Origin of the sequence: Nocardia asteroides, assembly GCF_021183625.1 — a bacterium.
Lineage (GTDB): Bacteria > Actinomycetota > Actinomycetes > Mycobacteriales > Mycobacteriaceae > Nocardia > Nocardia asteroides_A.
This window is the reverse complement of record NZ_CP089214.1, coordinates 2,156,721-2,175,529: the sequence shown is the minus strand read 5'-3', so window position 1 is coordinate 2,175,529 and position 18,809 is coordinate 2,156,721. Positions and strand designations below refer to the sequence as shown.

The 18,809-nt window shown below is 71.8% G+C and carries 22 protein-coding genes; 18 read left to right on the top strand and 4 right to left on the bottom strand.

The window, feature by feature from the left end; all coding sequences use genetic code 11:
* Positions 1 to 26: 26 nt before the first annotated feature.
* From LTT61_RS10540 to LTT61_RS10485, 12 genes are all read left to right on the top strand, one after another.
* A complete protein-coding gene (locus LTT61_RS10540; RefSeq protein WP_420094766.1) occupies positions 27 to 2,408 on the top strand; it encodes a Tex family protein in 2,382 nt (793 codons plus the stop codon).
* Positions 2,409 to 2,427: 19 nt separating this feature from the next.
* Positions 2,428 to 3,294 (top strand): hypothetical protein, encoded by an 867-nt coding sequence (locus LTT61_RS10535; RefSeq protein ID WP_233020948.1) that lies wholly within the window; start codon positions 2,428 to 2,430, stop codon positions 3,292 to 3,294.
* Between the two features lie 159 nt (positions 3,295 to 3,453).
* Positions 3,454 to 3,795 (top strand): 50S ribosomal protein L19, encoded by a 342-nt coding sequence (gene rplS, locus LTT61_RS10530; RefSeq protein ID WP_233019753.1) that lies wholly within the window; start codon positions 3,454 to 3,456, stop codon positions 3,793 to 3,795.
* A gap of 127 nt (positions 3,796 to 3,922) precedes the next feature.
* Positions 3,923 to 4,702 carry a signal peptidase I gene (gene lepB / locus LTT61_RS10525; protein WP_420094765.1) on the top strand — a complete coding sequence of 260 codons (780 nt, stop codon included), beginning with the start codon at positions 3,923 to 3,925 and terminating at the stop codon, positions 4,700 to 4,702.
* Between the two features lie 40 nt (positions 4,703 to 4,742).
* The gene (locus LTT61_RS10520) at positions 4,743 to 5,477 is read left to right on the top strand and encodes a ribonuclease HII (protein ID WP_233019752.1); all 735 of its coding nucleotides are present in this window, start codon (positions 4,743 to 4,745) and stop codon (positions 5,475 to 5,477) included.
* 46 nt (positions 5,478 to 5,523) lie between these two features.
* Positions 5,524 to 5,829 carry a DUF2469 domain-containing protein gene (locus tag LTT61_RS10515; protein WP_011210678.1) on the top strand — a complete coding sequence of 102 codons (306 nt, stop codon included), beginning with the start codon at positions 5,524 to 5,526 and terminating at the stop codon, positions 5,827 to 5,829.
* 166 nt (positions 5,830 to 5,995) lie between these two features.
* Positions 5,996 to 6,370, top strand: a complete 375-nt coding sequence (locus LTT61_RS10510) for a YraN family protein (protein WP_233020946.1) — start codon at positions 5,996 to 5,998, stop codon at positions 6,368 to 6,370.
* Entirely contained in the window at positions 6,370 to 7,878 is a 1,509-nt protein-coding gene (locus LTT61_RS10505) for a YifB family Mg chelatase-like AAA ATPase (RefSeq protein WP_233019751.1), read from the top strand. The genes LTT61_RS10510 and LTT61_RS10505 overlap by 1 nt, the downstream gene beginning before the upstream one ends.
* Entirely contained in the window at positions 7,875 to 8,831 is a 957-nt protein-coding gene (gene dprA, locus LTT61_RS10500; RefSeq protein ID WP_233019750.1) for a DNA-processing protein DprA, read from the top strand. Before LTT61_RS10505 ends, dprA begins: the two co-directional genes overlap by 4 nt.
* 306 nt (positions 8,832 to 9,137) lie before the next feature.
* A complete protein-coding gene (locus LTT61_RS10495) occupies positions 9,138 to 10,061 on the top strand; it encodes a tyrosine recombinase XerC (protein WP_233019749.1) in 924 nt (307 codons plus the stop codon).
* Between the two features lie 72 nt (positions 10,062 to 10,133).
* Positions 10,134 to 10,484 (top strand): YidH family protein, encoded by a 351-nt coding sequence (locus tag LTT61_RS10490; protein ID WP_233019748.1) that lies wholly within the window; start codon positions 10,134 to 10,136, stop codon positions 10,482 to 10,484.
* A complete protein-coding gene (locus LTT61_RS10485; protein ID WP_233019747.1) occupies positions 10,481 to 10,807 on the top strand; it encodes a DUF202 domain-containing protein in 327 nt (108 codons plus the stop codon). Before LTT61_RS10490 ends, LTT61_RS10485 begins: the two co-directional genes overlap by 4 nt.
* 100 nt (positions 10,808 to 10,907) lie before the next feature.
* On the opposite strand, the gene LTT61_RS10480 is transcribed toward LTT61_RS10485, so the two are convergent.
* Together LTT61_RS10480 and LTT61_RS10475 are read right to left on the bottom strand one after the other, a co-directional pair.
* A complete protein-coding gene (locus LTT61_RS10480; RefSeq protein ID WP_233019746.1) occupies positions 10,908 to 11,426 on the bottom strand; it encodes a DUF1990 family protein in 519 nt (172 codons plus the stop codon).
* Positions 11,427 to 11,466: 40 nt separating this feature from the next.
* Entirely contained in the window at positions 11,467 to 12,111 is a 645-nt protein-coding gene (locus tag LTT61_RS10475) for a M23 family metallopeptidase (protein ID WP_420094764.1), read from the bottom strand.
* A 364-nt stretch (positions 12,112 to 12,475) separates the two neighbouring features.
* On the opposite strand from LTT61_RS10475, the gene rpsB reads away from it, so the two are divergent.
* From rpsB to LTT61_RS10450, 5 genes are all read left to right on the top strand, one after another.
* A complete protein-coding gene (gene rpsB, locus LTT61_RS10470; RefSeq protein WP_233019745.1) occupies positions 12,476 to 13,363 on the top strand; it encodes a 30S ribosomal protein S2 in 888 nt (295 codons plus the stop codon).
* Positions 13,364 to 13,468: 105 nt separating this feature from the next.
* Positions 13,469 to 14,296, top strand: a complete 828-nt coding sequence (gene tsf, locus LTT61_RS10465; protein WP_233019744.1) for a translation elongation factor Ts — start codon at positions 13,469 to 13,471, stop codon at positions 14,294 to 14,296.
* 197 nt (positions 14,297 to 14,493) lie between these two features.
* Positions 14,494 to 15,222, top strand: a complete 729-nt coding sequence (pyrH, locus tag LTT61_RS10460) for a UMP kinase (protein ID WP_233019743.1) — start codon at positions 14,494 to 14,496, stop codon at positions 15,220 to 15,222.
* Between the two features lie 64 nt (positions 15,223 to 15,286).
* Positions 15,287 to 15,844 carry a ribosome recycling factor gene (gene frr, locus LTT61_RS10455; protein WP_233019742.1) on the top strand — a complete coding sequence of 186 codons (558 nt, stop codon included), beginning with the start codon at positions 15,287 to 15,289 and terminating at the stop codon, positions 15,842 to 15,844.
* A 52-nt stretch (positions 15,845 to 15,896) separates the two neighbouring features.
* Positions 15,897 to 16,859, top strand: coding sequence for a phosphatidate cytidylyltransferase (locus tag LTT61_RS10450; protein ID WP_233019741.1), 963 nt, complete (start codon positions 15,897 to 15,899; stop codon positions 16,857 to 16,859).
* Positions 16,860 to 16,863: 4 nt separating this feature from the next.
* Here the strand turns inward: LTT61_RS10450 and LTT61_RS10445 are convergent, their stop codons facing one another.
* A complete protein-coding gene (locus tag LTT61_RS10445) occupies positions 16,864 to 17,229 on the bottom strand; it encodes a LapA family protein (protein ID WP_233019740.1) in 366 nt (121 codons plus the stop codon).
* Between the two features lie 57 nt (positions 17,230 to 17,286).
* Here LTT61_RS10445 and rlmN point away from each other — a divergent pair, with 57 nt between their 5' ends.
* Complete coding sequence (rlmN, locus tag LTT61_RS10440; RefSeq protein ID WP_233019739.1) at positions 17,287 to 18,396, top strand: 23S rRNA (adenine(2503)-C(2))-methyltransferase RlmN; 1,110 nt, start codon at positions 17,287 to 17,289, stop codon at positions 18,394 to 18,396.
* Here rlmN and LTT61_RS10435 read toward each other — a convergent pair.
* A complete protein-coding gene (locus LTT61_RS10435) occupies positions 18,393 to 18,803 on the bottom strand; it encodes a DUF5997 family protein (protein WP_233019738.1) in 411 nt (136 codons plus the stop codon). The two genes, rlmN and LTT61_RS10435, sit on opposite strands and share 4 nt — an antisense overlap.
* Between the last annotated feature and the right edge of the window lie 6 nt (positions 18,804 to 18,809).

The window sequence follows — 18,809 nt, the reverse complement described above, 5'->3', positions numbered from 1 at the left end:
GATGGTCGCCGGTAGGGTGGCGCCTCGTGACGACAGTGCCCGAGAGTTCCGCTCTGCCCAGCGCCGGTGTGCCCAGCGTCGACCGCCGTATCGCCGAGGAACTCGGCGTCCGGGAGAGCCAGGTGCGCGCCACCGTCGAGCTGCTCGACGGCGGCGCCACCGTCCCCTTCGTCGCCAGGTACCGCAAGGAGGTCACCGAGGGGCTGGACGACGCGCAGCTGCGCACGCTGGAGGAGCGGCTGCACTACCTGCGTGAACTGGACGAGCGCCGCGCCGCCGTCGTGGAATCCATTCGCGGCCAAGGCAAACTCGACGACGAGCTGCACCGGCAGCTGCTCCTCGCCGACACCAAGGCCAGGCTGGAGGACATCTACCTCCCGTACAAGCCGAAGCGGCGCACCAAGGCGCAGATCGCGCGCGAGGCCGGGCACGAGCCGGTCGCCGACGCCCTGATCGGCGACCCGGCCACCGACCCGGCGGGCTACACCGCCGAGCAGCTGGAGGGCGCCCGCGCCATCCTGGTCGAGCGCTTCGCCGAGGACGCCGACCTGGTCGGCGAGCTGCGCGAGCTGATGTGGAAGCGCGGCCGGGTCAGCGCGGCCGTTCGCCCGGGTAAAGAGGAGGCCGGCGCCAAGTTCGCCGACTACTTCGAGTTCGCCGAGGCCTTCGAATCGCTGCCGTCGCACCGCATTCTCGCGCTGCTCCGTGGCGAGAAGGAGGAGATCCTCGCGCTGAAGCTGGAGCCGGACACCGAGGAGCCGCAGCCCGGCGAGCGCACCGTCTACGAGGGCCGGATCGCCACCCGCTTCGATATCGCCGACCGCGGCCGCGCCGCCGACGGCTGGCTGCTCGACACCGTGCGCTGGGCCTGGCGCACCAAACTCCAGGTGAGCCTCGGCATCGACACCAGGATGCGGCTGCGGCAGGCCGCCGAGAAGGACGCGGTCGACATCTTCGCCGCCAACCTGCGCGACCTGCTGCTCGCCGCCCCCGCGGGCACCCGCACCACCATGGGGCTGGATCCGGGGTACCGCACCGGCGTCAAGGTGGCCGTGGTCGACGCGACCGGCAAGGCCGTCGCCACCGAGGTCATCTACCCGCACAAGCCGCAGGGGCAGACCGAGAAGTCGCTGGCCGTGCTGGCCGCGCTGGTCGCCAGGTTCGGCGTCGAGCTGATCGCGATCGGCAACGGCACGGCCTCCCGCGAGACCGACGCGCTCGCCGTCGAGCTGATCTCCCGGATCCCGGAGAACAAGCCGACCAAGATCGTGGTCTCCGAGGCGGGCGCCTCGGTGTACTCCGCCTCGGCCTACGCCTCGCAGGAGCTGCCGGACATGGACGTCTCGCTGCGCGGGGCCGTCTCCATCGCGCGCAGGCTGCAGGATCCGCTTGCGGAGCTGGTGAAGATCGATCCGAAGTCGATCGGGGTCGGGCAGTACCAGCACGACATCTCCGAGACGCTGCTGGCCCGCTCGCTCGGCGTCGTGGTCGAGGACGCGGTGAACGCGGTCGGCGTCGACGTGAACACCGCGTCGGTGCCGCTGCTCGCCCGGGTCTCGGGTATCAGCGGAACGGTCGCCGAGAGCATCGTCGCGCACCGCGACCAGAACGGCCCGTTCCACAGCCGCACCGCGCTCAGGGAGGTGCCCCGGCTCGGCCCGAAGGCCTTCGAGCAGTGCGCGGGCTTCCTGCGCATCCGCGGCGGCGCCGACCCGCTCGACACCTCCGCCGTGCACCCCGAGGCGTACCCGGTGGTCCGCCGCATCCTGGACTCGACCGGCAGCGGCATCGCCGAGGTGATCGGCAACCCGGCCGTGCTGCGCGCGCTGAAGCCGGTCGACTTCACCGACGAGCGTTTCGGCGTCCCGACGGTCACCGACATCATCGCCGAGCTGGAGAAGCCGGGCCGCGACCCACGCCCGGAGTTCAAGACCGCCGAGTTCGCCGCCGGCGTGGAGAAGGTCGCCGACCTGGAACCGGGCATGGTGCTGGAGGGCGTGGTCACCAATGTCGCCGCCTTCGGCGCCTTCGTCGACGTCGGGGTGCACCAGGACGGCCTGGTGCACGTCTCGGCCATGTCGCACAGCTTCGTCGACGACCCGCGCAGCGTAGTGAAGTCCGGCGACGTGGTGAAGGTCAAGGTGCTCGAGGTCGACGTGGCCAGGCAGCGCATCGGGCTCTCGCTCCGGCTGGACGACGAGCCGGGCAAACCGGCCGGGCGCGAGGAGCGCGGCGGTCAGCGCGATCGCAACCGGGGCGGCAGCGGCAAACCCAGGCAGAATGGACAGGGAAAGCCGCAGGGCGACGGGCGCGGCCAGGGCAAACAGGGCGGCCAGCAGCAGCGCCGCCCCGCTCCGGCGAACGGCGCCATGGCCGACGCCCTGCGCCGAGCGGGGCTCGGCAAGTAGACCGAGAGGGAGCGCGGTGTTGCGGCGGTGGCTCGAACAGGACGTGATCGCGCAGGGCCGGTTGCCGCTGCTGTGCTTCCTGCTCGGCTTCATCGTCGGGTTCGTGATCATCCGGGTCAGCGTCCGGATGATCAGGGCCAAGGTGCGCTGGTGGCCGGGGAACATCAGGGCGGGCGACACCCACATCCACCACATGGTGTTCGGCGTGGTGCTGGTGCTGGCCTCCGGGATCGGCATGGTGGCCACCACCGAGACGTCGAGCCGCTCCACCGCGGCCATGCTCGCCGCCGCCTTCGGGGTCGGCGCGGCGCTGGTGCTGGACGAGTTCGCGCTGATCTTCTACCTGCGCGACGTGTACTGGGAGAAGCAGGGCCGCACCTCGGTGGACGCGGTGTTCGTCGCGATCGCCGTCACCGGGCTGCTGCTGCTCGGCTTCCACCCGCTGTGGCTGCTGGAGATCAACGACTTCCGCGCCGATCCCGGCATCGCCGTCCGGGTGGTCGTCGCGGTCTTCGCGCTGGTGAACCTGGTGCTCGCGGCGATCGTGATCGCCAAGGGCAAGATCTGGACCGGGCTCTTCGGCATGTTCTTCCTGCCGCTGCTCGTGGTCGGGGCGCTGCGGCTGAGCAGGCCGGGCGCGCCGTGGGCGCGCTGGCGCTACGCGGACCGGCGGCGCAGGCTGATGGCCCGCGCCGTCGTGCGCGAGCGGCGCTACCGGCGCCCGGTAATCCGGGCCAAGATCTTCGTGCAGGACCTGGTGGCCGGGAAGCCCGACGTCGACCACGTGCGCACCGCGGCCGAGGAGGAGCTGGCCCGCAAGGTGGTGCCCGCGCCCGCCGCGCAGCACCGGCACTTCCAGCCGAGCGAGCCGGCGGGGAAGAGCTGATCGGCCCCGATTTCAGCGCGGACCAGCTCGTCTGGCACACTGTTCGGGTTGCCCCGGGCCGTTTCCCGGCTCCGGCATCCCTTGTACCGAGCACGAACCGGCCGAGCACGCCAGTGCCGCCAGGGTCCTCTGTTCCACCATGAACCGTTAAGGACGAAAATGAACACCCTTGACTTCGTCGACGAGAAGTCGCTGCGCAGCGACGTCCCGGCCTTCCGCCCGGGCGATACGCTGAACGTGCACGTGAAGGTCATCGAGGGCTCCAAGGAGCGCATCCAGGTCTTCAAGGGCGTCGTGATCCGCCGTCAGGGCGGCGGCATCCGCGAGACCTTCACCGTGCGCAAGGTGTCGTTCGGTGTCGGCGTGGAGCGCACCTTCCCGGTGCACAGCCCCAACATCGACCACATCGAGGTGGTCACCCGCGGCGATGTCCGCCGGGCCAAGCTGTACTACCTGCGCGACCTGCGCGGCAAGGCCGCCAAGATCAAGGAGAAGCGCTGAGCTTCCCCGCCGGGGCGCGCTCGCGCGCTCCGCGCTGAAATCTCCTTCGGCCCGGCACCCGATTCGTTCGCGGTGCCGGGCCGAAGTGTGTGCGGTCAGCTCCAGGTCGACGGCTACTCTGTTCGGCGTGGCAGACGAAAGCGGTTCGGTGGGCGTGTCCGGAGCGGGCGAGGGCAGGTCGGGGGAGGGCGGCCGGGCGTCGCGGCGCAAGCAGCAGCAGCGCAAGCAGCGGCCGTTCTGGCAGGAGCTGCCGGTCCTGATCGTCATCGCGGCGGTGATCGCCGCGCTCATGGTCTCCTTCGTGGGGCGCCCGTACGTCATCCCGTCGCAGTCGATGGATCCCACGCTGGCCATCGGCGACCGCATCTACGTGCAGAAGATCAGCTACTACACCGCCGATCCGGAGCCGGGCGACGTCGTCGTCTTCGTCGGCCCGCCGAGCTGGAACACCAGCTACCGGTCGATCCGCTCGGACAACGCGGTGGTGCGCGGCGTGCAGAACTTCTTCTCCTGGTTCGGGCTGGTCCCCCCGGACGAGAACGATCTGGTGAAGCGGGTGATCGCGGTCGGCGGCCAGACCGTGCAGTGCTGCGACGCGCAGGGCCGGGTCACCGTGGACGGCAAGCCGCTGGACGAGCCGTACGTCAAGGACGACTTCCCGTGGCGCCAGGGCCAGGCCAACGCCGTCTACCCGGCCGGCCGGGTGTTCGGGCCGGTCACCGTGCCGGAGGGGCACCTGTGGGTGATGGGCGACAACCGCAACGAGTCGGCGGATTCCCGCGCGCACGTCGGCGACGAGCTGCAGGGCACGGTGCCGGTCGACAACGTGCGCGGCAAGACCGTCTTCAAAATCTGGCCGCCCGGCCGGATGGGCCCGGTGCGCGCGGAGGATCCGCAGGCGGAGTGAGCCGGCCGGCCGAAATGTCGGTGGCCGCAGCATAATCGACATGGTGCAGAGTTCAGTGATCCGATCCGGGAAGTGGCCGCCGCGCGTCGTCATGCGTCCGGCCGGCGGGCTGCGCACGCTGGAGGCCGCGCTGATCCGCAGCGGCCTTGGCCCGGTGGCCGGCGTCGACGAGGCGGGGCGCGGCCCCTGCGCGGGCCCGCTCGTGGTCGCCGCCTGCCTGCTCCCGCCGAAGGCCTATGACCGGCTGGCGGGCCTCGACGACTCCAAGAAGCTCGCCGAGGCCGCCCGCGACGAGCTGTACCCGGTGATCACCCGGCTCGCGCTGAGCTGGACGGTGGTCACCGTCCCCGCCTGGGAGGTGGACGCCATCGGCATCCACGTCGCCAATATCGAGGGCATGCGCCGGGCCGTCGCCGGGCTGGCGCACACCCCCGGGTACGTGCTCACCGACGGGTTCCGGGTGCCGGGCATCACGGTGCCCTCGCTGCCGGTGATCGGCGGCGACGCGGCAGCCGCCTGCATCGCCGCCGCCAGCATCCTGGCCAAGGTCACCCGCGATCGGATCATGACCGGGCTGGACGGCCGCTTCCCCGGCTACGGCTTCGCCGCGCACAAGGGCTACAACACCCCCGAGCACCTCGAGGCGCTACGCCGGCTCGGGCCGTGCAGCGAACACCGGCGGAGCTGGAAGAACGTGCGCGAACTCGGCGAAGCGCGGCCCCCGGCGGCCGAGGGGGGCCTCCGGATGGCTGCCGCGCCCGCGCATGCGCGATGATTACCCCCGACGACGCACTGCGGCGAGAAGGAGGACGTCCCACCCGATGAGTGCCGAGGACCTCGAGAAGTACGAAACCGAGATGGAGCTCTCGCTGTACCGCGAGTACAAGGACATCGTCGGTCAGTTCTCGTACGTGGTGGAGACGGAGCGGCGCTTCTACCTGGCCAATTCGGTCGAGCTACGGCCACAGAACGCCGATGGCGAGGTGTACTTCGAGGTGCGGATGAGCGACGCCTGGGTCTGGGACATGTACCGTCCCGCGCGCTTCGTCAAACACGTCCGCGTGATCACGTTCAAGGATGTGAACATCGAGGAGCTGGAGAAACCCGACCTGCGGCTGCCCGAGTAGCGCGCGGTTGTCCACAGGGGCGCGCTGATCCACAGGGAATCTGTTTCCCCAGGTCGGTGCGGCGGGAGTGGGCGGCGGTCACGTCAGGCTTGCCGGCGTGACCAACGAAACTCTGGCAGGTGACAGCCCGCTCTCCCCGCACTCGCTCGCGGCCATCGCGGCCGCGGTGCCGCGCCCGGCCAACGGCGCGGATCGCCGCACCCTCGGCGCGTACGGCGAAGAACTCGCCGCCCGGTACCTGGAAACCGCGGGCATGGAGATCATCGCCCGCAACTGGCGCTGCCGCTACGGCGAGCTCGACCTCATCGCCCGCACGCCGGAGCTCACCGCCTTCGTCGAGGTGAAGACCCGCACCGGGCTCGGCTTCGGCATCCCCGCCGAGGCGGTCACCTTCGCCAAGCGGCAGCGCATCCGGCGGCTGGCCCTGCTCTGGCTGGCCGAGCAGGAGCGGCCGTGGCGGCGGCTCCGCTTCGACGTGGTCTCGGTGCTGCTGCAGCGCGGCCACCAGCCCGTCATCGACCACCTGCAGTCGGTGTTCTGATGGCACTCGGACGCGCGCACTCCGTCGCCGTCGCCGGGGTCGACGGGCAGCTGGTCGAGGTCGAGGCCGATATCGGCCAGGGGCTGCCCTCGGTGCACCTGGTCGGGCTGCCCGACGCGGCGCTGCAGGAATCCCGCGACCGCATCCGCGCCGCGGTCGTCAACTCCGGCGAGAAGTGGCCGGACGGCCGCGTCATCCTGGCGCTCTCCCCGGCCACCCTGCCCAAGCTCGGCAGCGTCTACGACCTGGCGCTCGCCATCGCGGTGCTGCACGCGGGCGGCAGCATCCCCGGCGACCGGCTCGCGAAGACCGTGCTGCTCGGCGAACTCGCCCTGGACGGCCGGGTGCGTCCGGTGCGCGGCATCCTGCCCGCCGTGCTCGCGGCCCGGATAGCCGGGGTGCCGACGGTGGTGGTGCCCCAGCCCGCCCTCGGCGAAGCCGGGCTCGTCGACGGCATCGAGGTCCTCGGCGCCCCCGATCTGCGCACCCTGCTCGCCTGGCTGCGCGGCGACGGCGTGCTCGCCGAACCCGACGGCACCCGCCCCGGCCAGGTGTTCGCCGGCGGTGACCTGGGCGAGGTGACCGGCCAGCAGGAGGCGAGGCACGCCCTCGAGGTGGCCGCGGCGGGCGGGCACCACCTGCTGCTCACCGGGCCGCCGGGCATCGGCAAGACCATGCTGGCCCAGCGCCTCCCGAGCCTGCTGCCCCCGCTCACCGACGCCGAGGCGCTCGAGGTCACCGCCATCCACTCGCTGGCGGGCGATCTCGCCGGCGATCGGCCGCTGCTCACCACCCCGCCGTTCGTCGCACCGCACCACTCGACCTCCGTGACCGCCATGATCGGCGGCGGCTCCGGCATGGCGCGCCCCGGCGCGGTCTCGCGGGCCCATCGCGGGGTGCTCTTCCTCGACGAGTGCGCCGAGGTCAGCGGACGGGTGCTGGAGTCGCTGCGGCTCCCGCTGGAGGAGGGCGAGATCAGGGTGGCCCGGCGCGACGGCGTCGCCCGCTACCCCGCCCGGTTCCAGCTGGTCCTCGCCGCCAACCCGTGCCCGTGCGCCCCGGCGCGGGATGTCGACTGCCGGTGCACGCCCGCCGCGCGCAGGCGCTACCTCGGCAAACTCTCCGGCCCGCTGATCGACCGCATCGACCTGTGGGTCCGGATGAACGGCGAGCAGAGCGCCCCCTTCGGCGCCGGGCCGGCGGAGTCCAGCGCGGAGGTCAGGGCACGGGTCGTCGAGGCCCGCGAGCGCGCGGCCGCGCGCTGGCGCGCCGACGGGTGGTCGACCAACGCCGAGGTGCCCGGCCACGTGCTGCGCCGCCGTTCGGCGCTGACCGCCGAGACGCTGGCTCCAGTGCAGCGGGCGATGCGAGTGGGCCGGGTCTCGGCGCGCGGCGCCGACCGCGCGCTCCGGGTCGCGTGGACGCTGTGCGATCTGCGCCGCGGCGACAAGCCCGCCGAGCACGACGTCCTCGCCGCGCTGCGCTTCCGGCAGTGGGGCACGCCGTGAGCACCCCCGAGGAGCGGATGCTCGCCTGGGTCTACCTCTCCCGGGTCGTCCTCGGCCCGTGCGCCCCGCTCGCCGCGCTCATCGACGCCGTCGGCGTCATCGAGGCGGCGCGGGCCGTGCGGGAACGCGACCTGCCCGGCGCGCTGCGCGGCCCGACCGAGGCCCGCCGGGATACCGACCGGGTTGCCGACGACCTCGCCGCGATCGTCCGGCTCGGCGGTCGCGTGGTCACGCCCGACGACCCCGAATGGCCCGCCTGGCGCATGCTCGGCCTCACCCGCCTGATCGATGATCCCGACGGCTCGGCGCCGCTCGCGCTGTGGGTGCGCGGAGCGGCGTCGCTGACCGCGTGCACCGAGCGGGCCGTCGCCGTGGTCGGCACCCGCTGCGCCAGCGGCTACGGCGCGCAGGCCACCAGCGAGCTCGCCGGTGACCTGGCGGCGCGGGGCTGGACGGTCGTCTCCGGCGCGGCCTACGGCATCGACGCGATCGCGCACCGCGCCGCGCTCGCCGTCGGCGGCACCACCGTGGCCGTCCTCGGCTGCGGCCTCGACCGCCCCTATCCGTTGCAGCACGCCGGCCTGCTAGCCGAGATCGCGGAGACCGGGCTGGTCGTCAGCGAATACCCGCCGGGCATCACCGCTCACCGCCACCACTTCCTCGCCCGCAACCGCTTGATCGCCGGCCTCGCCGACGCCGTCCTCGTCACCGAGGCCGGCGTCCGCAGCGGTGCCCGCAACACGGTGAAGTGGGGTCGCCGCCTCGGCAGGCCGACTCTCGCCGTCCCGGGGCCGATCACCTCGGCCCTCTCGGTCGGCTGTCACCGCATGATCCGCGAGGGGGAAGCCGTCCTCGTCACCGATGTGGAGGAGGTGATGAGCGAAGCCGGCCCCCTGCGTCTCGACAATGTCGGGTCGCAGGGCTCCGGCCGGCGCCGAACGCAGCGCAACTGAGTGGCCCGCAGTCTCGTCGGGAGGTCCGCGGGCCACCGCGCCCGTTCCCCGCCGCGCACGCGCGAGCAGTGGCGGTTGCGCGGCGGGGGCGGTGTGGTCTTCGGCGCCGCACGCGCGGCACGCCGGCGCCCATCCCGCCGTGCGCCCGCGAGTAGTGGCGGTTGCGCGGCGGGGCGGTGTGGTCTGTGGCGCCGCACGCGCGGCACGTCGGCACCCATTCCGCCGTGCGCCCGCGAGTAGTGGGGGGCGTGCGGCTGGACGGCGCGGGTTCTTGCGGACGCGCGAGTGACACGCCACGGTAGGGGGATGGAGGCTCTGCCCGACGATCTGCGCGCGCTGCTCGCCGAGTACGAGCGGCACCTTTCGCTGGGGCGCAATCGCTCCGCGCACACCGTGCGGGCGTACGTGGGGGACGCGCGCTCGCTGCTCGCGCACCTCGTGGCGCGGGCCGCGGATTCCGCCGTGCGGGAGCTGGATCTGGCGCTGCTCAGATCCTGGCTCGCGGAGCAGTCGTCGTCGGGGGTCGCGCGAACCACCATGGCGCGCCGAGCATCATCGGCCCGGACGTTCACCGCTTGGCTCACGGCCACGGGACGGCTCACCGTCGACCCGGGACTGCGGCTCGCATCCCCGAAGCGGCCGCGCACCCTGCCCGCGGTGCTGAACACCGAGCACGCCGCCGCCGCGATGGATGCCGCCGAATCGGGGGCGGCGCAGCGGGATCCGATGGCGCTGCGCGATCGGCTGATCGTGGAGCTGCTCTACGCCACCGGCATCCGGGTCGGCGAGCTGTGCGGGCTCGACATCGACGACCTAGACCGCGAGCGCCGCGTGCTCCGGGTGCTCGGCAAGGGGAACAAGGAGCGGTCCGCCCCCTTCGGCAAGCCCGCCGACGCCGCGCTGGACGACTGGCTGCGCTTCGGGCGCCCCGCTCTCGCGGTCCCGTCCTCCGGGCGGGCACTGCTGCTGGGGCGGCGCGGAAAGCGGCTGGACCAGCGGCAGGCTCGGACCGTGGTCCACGAGGTGGTCTCCGCCATCCCCGGCGCACCGGACGTCGCACCGCACGGGCTGCGGCACTCCGCCGCGACCCACCTGCTCGAAGGAGGCGCGGATCTGCGGGTGGTGCAGGAGTTGCTCGGCCACACCAGCCTGGCGACCACGCAGCTCTACACGCACGTGTCGATCGAGCGGCTGCGCAAGGTGCACGATCAAGCGCATCCGCGGGCATGAGCGCGTTCCCCGCATCGGGACACGATTGCGCGATAGCGTCCGGGCGGGTGGGCAGGCGATGAAGGGAGTGCGGTGGACGAGGTCGAGAACGAGCCGGGGCCGGGAGTCGACTACCGGTTCACCCTCGCCAACGAGCGCACCTTCCTGGCCTGGATCCGCACCTCGCTCGGCTTACTCGCGGGTGGTGTCGCCGTGCACACCCTGGTCCAGCCGTTCCTGGTGACCGGATTCCGGCGGGCGATCGCGGTCAGCTGCGTCGCGCTCGCCGTCGTGCTGGCGGTGGGCGCGCTGCTGCGCTGGCGCCAGGTCACGCGGGCGATGCACGCCGGCCGGGCGCTGCCGGAGACGGTGATGGTGCCGATCCTGGCGTTCGGCATCGCCTTCATCTCCCTCATCGCCGCCATCGCGGTGCTGGTCGAATGAACGACCCTGCGGGGGAGGGCGATACCGGGCTGGCGATCGAGCGCACGGTACTGGCGTGGCGGCGAACAGCGATCGGCGCGGCAGGCGTCGCGCTCCTGCTCGCGAATGCGGCCCTGCATCGGGGCTGGGCGCCGGCGGCGGTCGTGCCCTGCTCGGCGGCGGTCGCCATGGGCGTACTGGCGGTCGCCGGATTCCGCCGGGGTCGAGACCTCCGGCGCGGCCGGTTCGGCGAGGCCGCTCGATCGATCGCGTTCGCGACCGGGGTGGTCGCTGTGGTCGGCTGCCTGGCCGTGCTGATCACGCTGATCGCTCCGGCTCGATAGTCCGGCCGCGCTGTTTCTCGGCAGTGTGGCTCTGGGGCACCTCGGTGGTCCGGCTGTGCGGAGCGCACGGCGTGCGCGGGGAGGGTTCGTGGCCGCGGCCCTACTTCCACCCGACCGGGGTGCGCCGGAGCGTCGCCAGGTAGGCCGAGGCCGCGGTGCGCTGGGCGAGGCGGCCGACGGGGCCGGCGAGGCGGGTGTACCAGGCGGCGGGGCGGGAGAAGGCGGTGACGATGCCGTAGACGGTGTCGGTGGGGCGGTCGTACTCGACGGCGAAGAGTTCTTCGCCGGATTCCGGGTGGCCGGGGAGGGTGCCGTAGGCGAAGCCGCGGCGGTCGCCCTCGTCGAGGACGTAGACGACGCGGCAGGGCGCGGGGATGCCGAGGGGGCCGACGCCGAGGCGGACGGTGACGAGGCTGCCAGGCTGCGCGACGGGGGTATCGGCGCTGCGGAAGATGCCGAGGCCGCGCTGCATGCGGTAGGCGAGCACGGCGTCACCGAGGCGGCGGAACTCGGCCTCGCCCTTGGCGATGGCGCGGCGCACCTCCAGGTGGTCGTAGCCGGCGGGGAGCGGGCCACGGGTGGCGCCGACATCGGGGTAGGTGAAGGGGGAGTCGGGCATGGGGCGATCATGCCCGGCCGCGGGTGGTGCGGGAAAGGGTTCATGGCGCTACCAGGGGTTTCAGCCGCAGTGGGGCGAGGCGGAGTAGGCCGAGCGGGTCGACGTACTGCGGCCGGTTGCGGATTGTCGGGTCGCGGCGGGCGCCCCAGTGCAGGCATGCGGGGGCGGGGCAGCCCTCGTGGCCGGTGGTGAGGGTGCCGATGGGGGAGCCGCGGGTGACCCTCGCGCCGGCGGCGACATCGGCCTCGACCGGCTCGTAGGTGGTGCGGAGGCCGCCGTCGTGCCGGAGTGAGACCACCGGTCTGCCCGCGACGGTGCCTGCGAAGACCACGATGGCGTCGCCGGGGGCCAGCACCGGGCTGCCCGGCGCGCCGCCGAGGTCGACGCCGCGGTGACCGGGCAGCCAGTCGTGCGCGGGGTTGTCGAAAACGCGCAGGACCGCGGGCCGCGGCCGTAGTGGCCAGTCGAAGCGTGGCTCGGTGGCGAGCGTGCCCGGCCACCCGGCCGCGGCATCGGCGAGCGCGGCAGCGCTCGGAACGGCACCGGGGGGTGGAACTGCGCCGGCGGATGGAACGGCACCGGCGGGTGGAGCTGCGCCGGGGGGCGGCGCGGCACCGGCGACGGGTGCGGCCGCGAGGGCTACGACCACGGAGAACAGCAGGGTTCGGGCGGTGGATGGAGGCATGGAACCGAGCCTGCCGAACCACCCCGGCCTCCGCGAGACCCCACCGCGCGCCTGTGGACAACCCGCTACCTGGGGATAAACCACCGGGGGCGATTTCTTCCCGGACGTTCCCCGACGTAGACTGGCCGAGCGGTCCGTGCATCGCACCGACCGACTTCGCGCGCCATCGTGCCCGTCGCCTCGGCGCTGTTCGAACAGAGCTTCCTCTTCGCAGGTTGATCGCTCGCCTCGATCGGTGTCCGTCGAAGACGGGGAATCGTCGGCTGGTCCCGCCCTCACCGGCGGGCCGGCGATTCGATGACGCCAGGGCAGCGGGTCACCGACCCGTTGCGACAACCGGCAACGAAAGTGAGATACGGGAGCTATGGCTGTCGTAACAATGAAGCAGCTGCTCGACAGCGGCGCGCACTTCGGACACCAGACCCGGCGCTGGAACCCGAAGATGAAGCGGTTCATCTTCACCGACCGCAACGGCATCTACATCATCGACCTGCAGCAGACGCTGACCTACATCGACAAGGCGTACGAGTTCGTCAAGGAGACGGTCGCCCACGGCGGCACCGTGCTCTTCGTCGGTACCAAGAAGCAGGCGCAGGAGTCGATCGCGGCCGAGGCCACCCGCGTGGGCATGCCCTACGTGAACCAGCGCTGGCTCGGCGGCATGCTGACCAACTTCTCCACCGTGCACAAGCGTCTGCAGCGCCTCAAGGAGCTCGAGGCGATGGAGCAGACCGGTGGCTTCGAGGGTCGCACCAAGAAGGAAATCCTCATGCTCACGCGTGAGATGACCAAGCTGGACCGGACCCTCGGTGGTATCCGCGACATGGCGAAGGTGCCGTCGGCCATCTGGGTCGTCGACACCAACAAGGAGCACATCGCCGTCGGCGAGGCGCGCAAGCTGAACATCCCGGTCATCGCGATCCTGGATACCAACTGCGATCCCGACCTGGTCGATTACCCGATCCCGGGCAACGACGACGCGATCCGCTCCGCCGCGCTGCTGACCAAGGTCGTCGCCTCCGCGGTCGCGGAGGGTGTGCAGGCGCGGGCCGGTGGCTCCGCGAGTGACGACAAGCCGGAGGCGGGCGCAGGCGAGCCGCTGGCCGAGTGGGAGCAGGAGCTGCTCGCGCAGGCCGCCCCCGCCGCCGAGGCGGAGGCCGCTCCGGCGGAGGCCGCTCCGGCCGAGGCCGTGGCGGAGGCTCCCGCCGAGGCACCGGTCGAGACTCCGGCCGAGGCACCCGCCGAGGCCTGATCGACCGGTTCGTTACCTGCTGTTCCAGCGGTGGTCACGGCGCACTGCCACCGTGACCACCGCTGACCGGTATTCACCCCCTTTCTCGAAGGAGGCTCGCCACCGATGGCGAACTACACCGCTGCCGACGTGAAGCGGCTCCGCGAGCTCACCGGCTCCGGAATGATGGACTGCAAGAACGCCCTGGTCGAGACCGAGGGCGATTTCGACAAGGCCGTCGAGCTGCTCCGGATCAAGGGCGCCAAGGACGTGGGCAAGCGTGCCGAGCGCACCACCGCCGAGGGCCTGGTCGCCGCCAAGGGCGGCGTCCTGATCGAGATCAACTCGGAGACCGACTTCGTCGCGAAGAACGCCGAGTTCCAGGCGCTGGCCGACAAGATCGTCTCCGCGGCCGCCGCGGCCAAGCCCGCCGACCTGGATGCGCTGAAGGCGGTGGACCTGGGCGACGGCGAGACCGCCGACAGTGCGCTGCAGGCGCTCGCCGCCAAGATCGGCGAGAAGCTGGAGCTGCGCCGGGTCGTCGCGCTGGACGGCCCGGTCGCCACCTACCTGCACAAGCGGGCCTCGGATCTGCCGCCCGCCGTCGGCGTGCTGATCGAGTACGAGGGCGAGGGCGACAGCGCCGCCGAGGCCGCGCGCGCCGCCGCCATGCAGGTGGCCGCGCTCAAGGCCAAGTACGTGACCCGCGACGAGGTCCCGGCCGATCTGGTGGAGAACGAGCGCCGCATCGCCGAGCAGACCGCGCGCGAGGAGGGCAAGCCGGAGGCGGCGCTGCCCAAGATCACCGAGGGCCGCGTGAACGGCTTCTTCAAGGACGTGGTGCTGCTCGAGCAGGCCTCCGTCACCGATTCGAAGAAGACCGTCAAGGCGCTGCTGGACGACGCCGGCGTCACCGTGACCCGGTTCGCCCGGTTCGAGGTCGGCGCCAGCTGACCCCGCCGCACCAGGCACCCGAAGGCCCCCCGGTGTTCACCGGGGGGCCTTCGGCGTCCGGCGCGGGGCATGAGGCAGGATAGGGGCATCCGTGTGTCGCCCTCCCCGCCCGAGCGGGTACGTCGGCGCGCCCGGAGCGCCCGCAGCCAGTACGTTCCGGCCCGCGCCGGAACCAGCTCCTAAGGAGATCAGCACCGATGACGGACCCGGGGATCGCTCGCCCAGGCTACGACCGGGTACTGCTCAAATTGGGCGGCGAGATGTTCGGCGGCGGCCGGGTCGGGCTCGACCCGGACGTGGTGCTGACCGTTGCGGAGCAGATCGCGGAGGTCGTCGCCACCGGCGTGCAGGTCGCCGTGGTGATCGGCGGCGGCAACTTCTTCCGTGGCGCCGAGCTCGAGGAGCGCGGCATGGAGCGCGCCCGCTCGGACTACATGGGCATGCTCGGCACCGTGATGAACAGCCTTGCGCTGCAGGACTTCCTGCAGAAGCAGGGGGTGGACACCCGGGTGCAGACCGCGATCACCATGGGGCAGGTCGCCGAGCCCTACCTGCCGCTGCGCGCCAAGCGGCACCTGGAGAAGGGCCGGGTGGTGATCTTCGGCGCCGGGATGGGCATGCCGTACTTCTCCACCGACACGACGGCGGCACAGCGCGCGCTGGAGATCGGCGCCGACGTGGTACTCATGGCGAAGGCGGTGGACGGGGTCTTCAGCGCCGATCCGCGGCTGGATGCCGACGCCGTGCTGTACACCGAGATCACGCACCGGGAAGTCATCGAGCGCGGGCTCAAGGTCGCCGACGCGACGGCCTTCAGCCTGTGTATGGACAACCAGATGCCGATGCTGGTGTTCAATCTTCTGATCGAGGGCAATATCGCCCGGGCCGTTGCCGGTGAGAAGATCGGCACATTGGTCAGGTCCTGAGACCGCGACCCCGCGCGGCACTCGCCCGCGGAACCGGAATGACGATGCTGTGGAGGAAACGGTCGTGATTGAAGAAGCGCTCTTCGACGCCGAGGAGAAGATGGAGAAGGCCGTCTCGGTGGCGAAGGACGATCTCGGCAGCATCCGCACCGGGCGCGCCAACCCCGGCATGTTCAACCGGATCGTCGTCGACTACTACGGCAGCCTGACGCCGATCACCCAGATGTCCAGCATCACGGTGCCGGAGCCGCGCATGGTCGTGATCAAGCCCTACGAGAAGAGTCAGATGGGGCCGATCGAGACTGCCATCCGTAACTCCGATCTGGGTGTCAACCCCACCAACAACGGGGACATCATCCGCATCTCCATCCCGCAGCTGACCGAGGAGCGCCGCCGCGAGCTGGCGAAGCAGGCCAGGGGCAAGGGGGAGGACGCGAAGGTCGCCATCCGCAATGTCCGGCGCAAGGCGATGGACGAACTCGGCCGCATCCAGAAGGATGGCGAGGCGGGCGAGGACGAGGTGGGCCGGGCCGAGAAGGAACTGGACAAGGCCACCGCCAGGTACGTGGCCCAGGTCGATGACCTGGTCAAGCACAAGGAAGCCGAACTGCTCGAGGTCTGAGATCCGATCGCGGGTCCGCCACGAGGTCGGGGAACGAACGGGAACTTTTGAGTTGAGCGACGGGACGATCGTGGTCGAGAAAGCCGCTGCGGCCGAGGAGCCGACGCCGCCGGGCACAGAACCTCCGCCTGCCGGAGCGGCCTTCGCGCCGACCCCGGCTGCCGCGCCGCCGGAGCCCGCTCCGGCGGCGGCGCGCAGCTCGCGGGCGGGCCGGGACCTACCGGCGGCGCTCGGCGTCGGGCTCGGGCTCGGGCTCTCGCTGATCGCCATCCTGCTCTTCGTCCCGAAGGTCTTCATCCTGGTCGCGGGCACCGCGATCGGCATCGCGACCTGGGAGGTGGCGAAGCGGCTGCGCGAGGCCGACGTCCTGGTGCCGCGGGTCCCGCTCATCGTGGGCGGGCAGGCGGTGTTCTGGCTCGGCTGGCCGTTCGGCGCGAACGGGGTCGCGGGCGCCTTCGCCGGCACGGTGCTGGTCTGCATGGTGTGGCGGCTGTTCGATCACGGCCTGAGCGTCGCCCCGCGAAACTTCCTGCGGGACACGGCGATCACCGTCTTCACGCTCTCCTGGATCCCGCTGCTCGCCTCGTTCTCGGTGCTGCTGCTGCTGGAGCCGGACGGCAACCTGCGGGTGCTCACCTTCATGATCCTGGTGGTGTGCTCGGATGTCGGCGGCTACGTCGCGGGCGTGCTGTTCGGGCGGCACCCGATGGTGCCCTCGATCAGCCCGAAGAAGTCCTGGGAGGGGTTCGGCGGCTCGCTGCTCTTCTCGGTGATCGGCGGCCTGCTCACGGTGACGCTGCTGCTGGAGGCCAACTCCATGATCGGCGTCGTGCTCGGCGTCGGGCTGGTCACCGTCGCCACCATCGGTGACCTGATCGAATCGCAGATCAAGCGGGAACTCGGGATCAAGGACATGGGCACGCTGCTGCCAGGGCACGGCGGCATCATGGACCGGCTGGACTCCATGCTGCCGTCGGCGTTCGTCGCCTGGCTGGTGCTCTCCGCGCTGTTGTAGCGGGTCAGCGCGGGTGCTTCGCCAGGCGGCGCAGCTGCAGGATGCGGAGCCCGCCGACCAGCGACATCAGCAGCGCTCCGATGATCACGCTGAGCAGCACGGTGACGCCGAGCGGCAGGGTGAAGTCCCAGAAGAAGAGGCTCACCGGCACCTGGTCCAGGTTCTGCAGGATGAAGATCAGCAGCACGATGAGGATGACGGCGCCCGCGACGAGGCCGCTCCAGGCGTAGCCGGTTTTCGACGAGACCGAGACCTTCTTGCGCTGCACCGGTGCGGAGACTTCACGGGGTTGCGTGCCCGCGGTGTCGCCGAGCGGATCGGCGGTCGCCTCGGACAGCGGATTCGGCTCGGGTGCCGGTGTGGTGGTCATGGCGCATGGATACCCGCTACCAGCGCGATTACGCGCGGATGGGACACTGGTAGCACTATGGTCGCCTCCCTTCCGCTCGTTTTCGATGCCCCGCGCCGCGGGATGCCGCGCACGCATCTCGCCGATCTCGACGCGGAGGGCAGGCGCGCCGCCGTGGCCGAACTCGGGCTGCCCAGGTTCCGGGCCGACCAGATCGCCAGGCAGTACTACGCCCGGCTGCAGGCCGACCCGAGCCTGATGACCGATCTGCCCGCCCCGCTGCGCGAGCGGGTCGCCGACGCGCTCTTCCCGCCGCTGCTGAGCGTGGTCAAGCACGTCGCCTGCGACGACGGCAGCACCCGCAAGACGCTCTGGCGTGCGGGCGACGGCACGCTGGTGGAGAGCGTGCTCATGCGCTACCCCGACCGCAACACGCTCTGCATCTCCAGCCAGGCCGGCTGCGGCATGGCCTGTCCCTTCTGCGCCACCGGCCAGGGCGGGCTGGACCGCAACCTCTCCACCGCCGAGATCGTCGACCAGGTGCGCGCCGCGGCGGCCGCGCTGCGCGACGGCGACGTGGCGGGCGGCCCGGGCCGGCTCTCCAACATCGTCTTCATGGGGATGGGTGAGCCGCTGGCCAACTACAAGCGGGTGGTCGCCGCGGTCCGCCGGATCACCGCGCCCGCGCCGGACGGGTTCGGCATCTCGCAGCGCAATGTCGTCGTCTCCACGGTCGGGCTGGCCCCCGCCATCCGCAAACTGGCCGACGAGGGGCTCTCGGTGACGCTGGCCGTCTCGCTGCACACCCCCGACGACGAGCTGCGCGACACCCTGGTTCCGGTGAACAACCGCTGGCCGATCGCGGAGGTGCTGGAGGCCGCGCGCTACTACGCCGACACCACCGGCCGCCGGATCTCGATCGAGTACGCGCTCATCCGGGACGTGAACGACCAGCCGTGGCGCGCGGACATGCTCGGCAAGAAGCTGCACCGGGCGCTCGGCTCGCGGGTGCACGTGAACCTGATCCCGCTCAACCCGACCCCGGGCAGCGAGTGGGACGCCAGCCCGAAGCCGGTGGAGCGGGAGTTCGTGCGCCGGGTGAACGAGCAGGGCGTGCCGTGCACGGTGCGCGACACCCGGGGCCAGGAGATCGCGGCCGCCTGCGGGCAGCTGGCCGCGGAGAACTAGTAGTTCTTCTGCGGGCGGTTGCTCGCCGCCCGCCTGCGCTCGCGCTCCTCCTCGACCCGGGTGGCCTCGGCCTCGACGGTGCGCAGGTTCTCGCGCTCGCGCAGCAGCCACGCAGGCGGGTCGGCGAGCAGCGCCTCGATCTCGGTGGCGGTGAGGTGGTCGGAGACCTCGGCGCGGGCCAGCCCGCTGTTGCTGACGCCGAGCTTGCGGGCGACGACGTCGCGCGGGAACGGGCCGGTGCGGCGCAGCTCGCGCAGCCACTCCGGCGGATTCTCGCGCAGCGCGGTCAGCTCCTCGCGGGTGATCGGGTGCGTGCGGAACTCCTCCGGCGCGGCGGGCAGGTAGATGCCCAGCTTGGCGGCGGCCGTGAGCGGTTTCATGGTCTGCGGGTTCGGCACGCCGAGCATCTTATC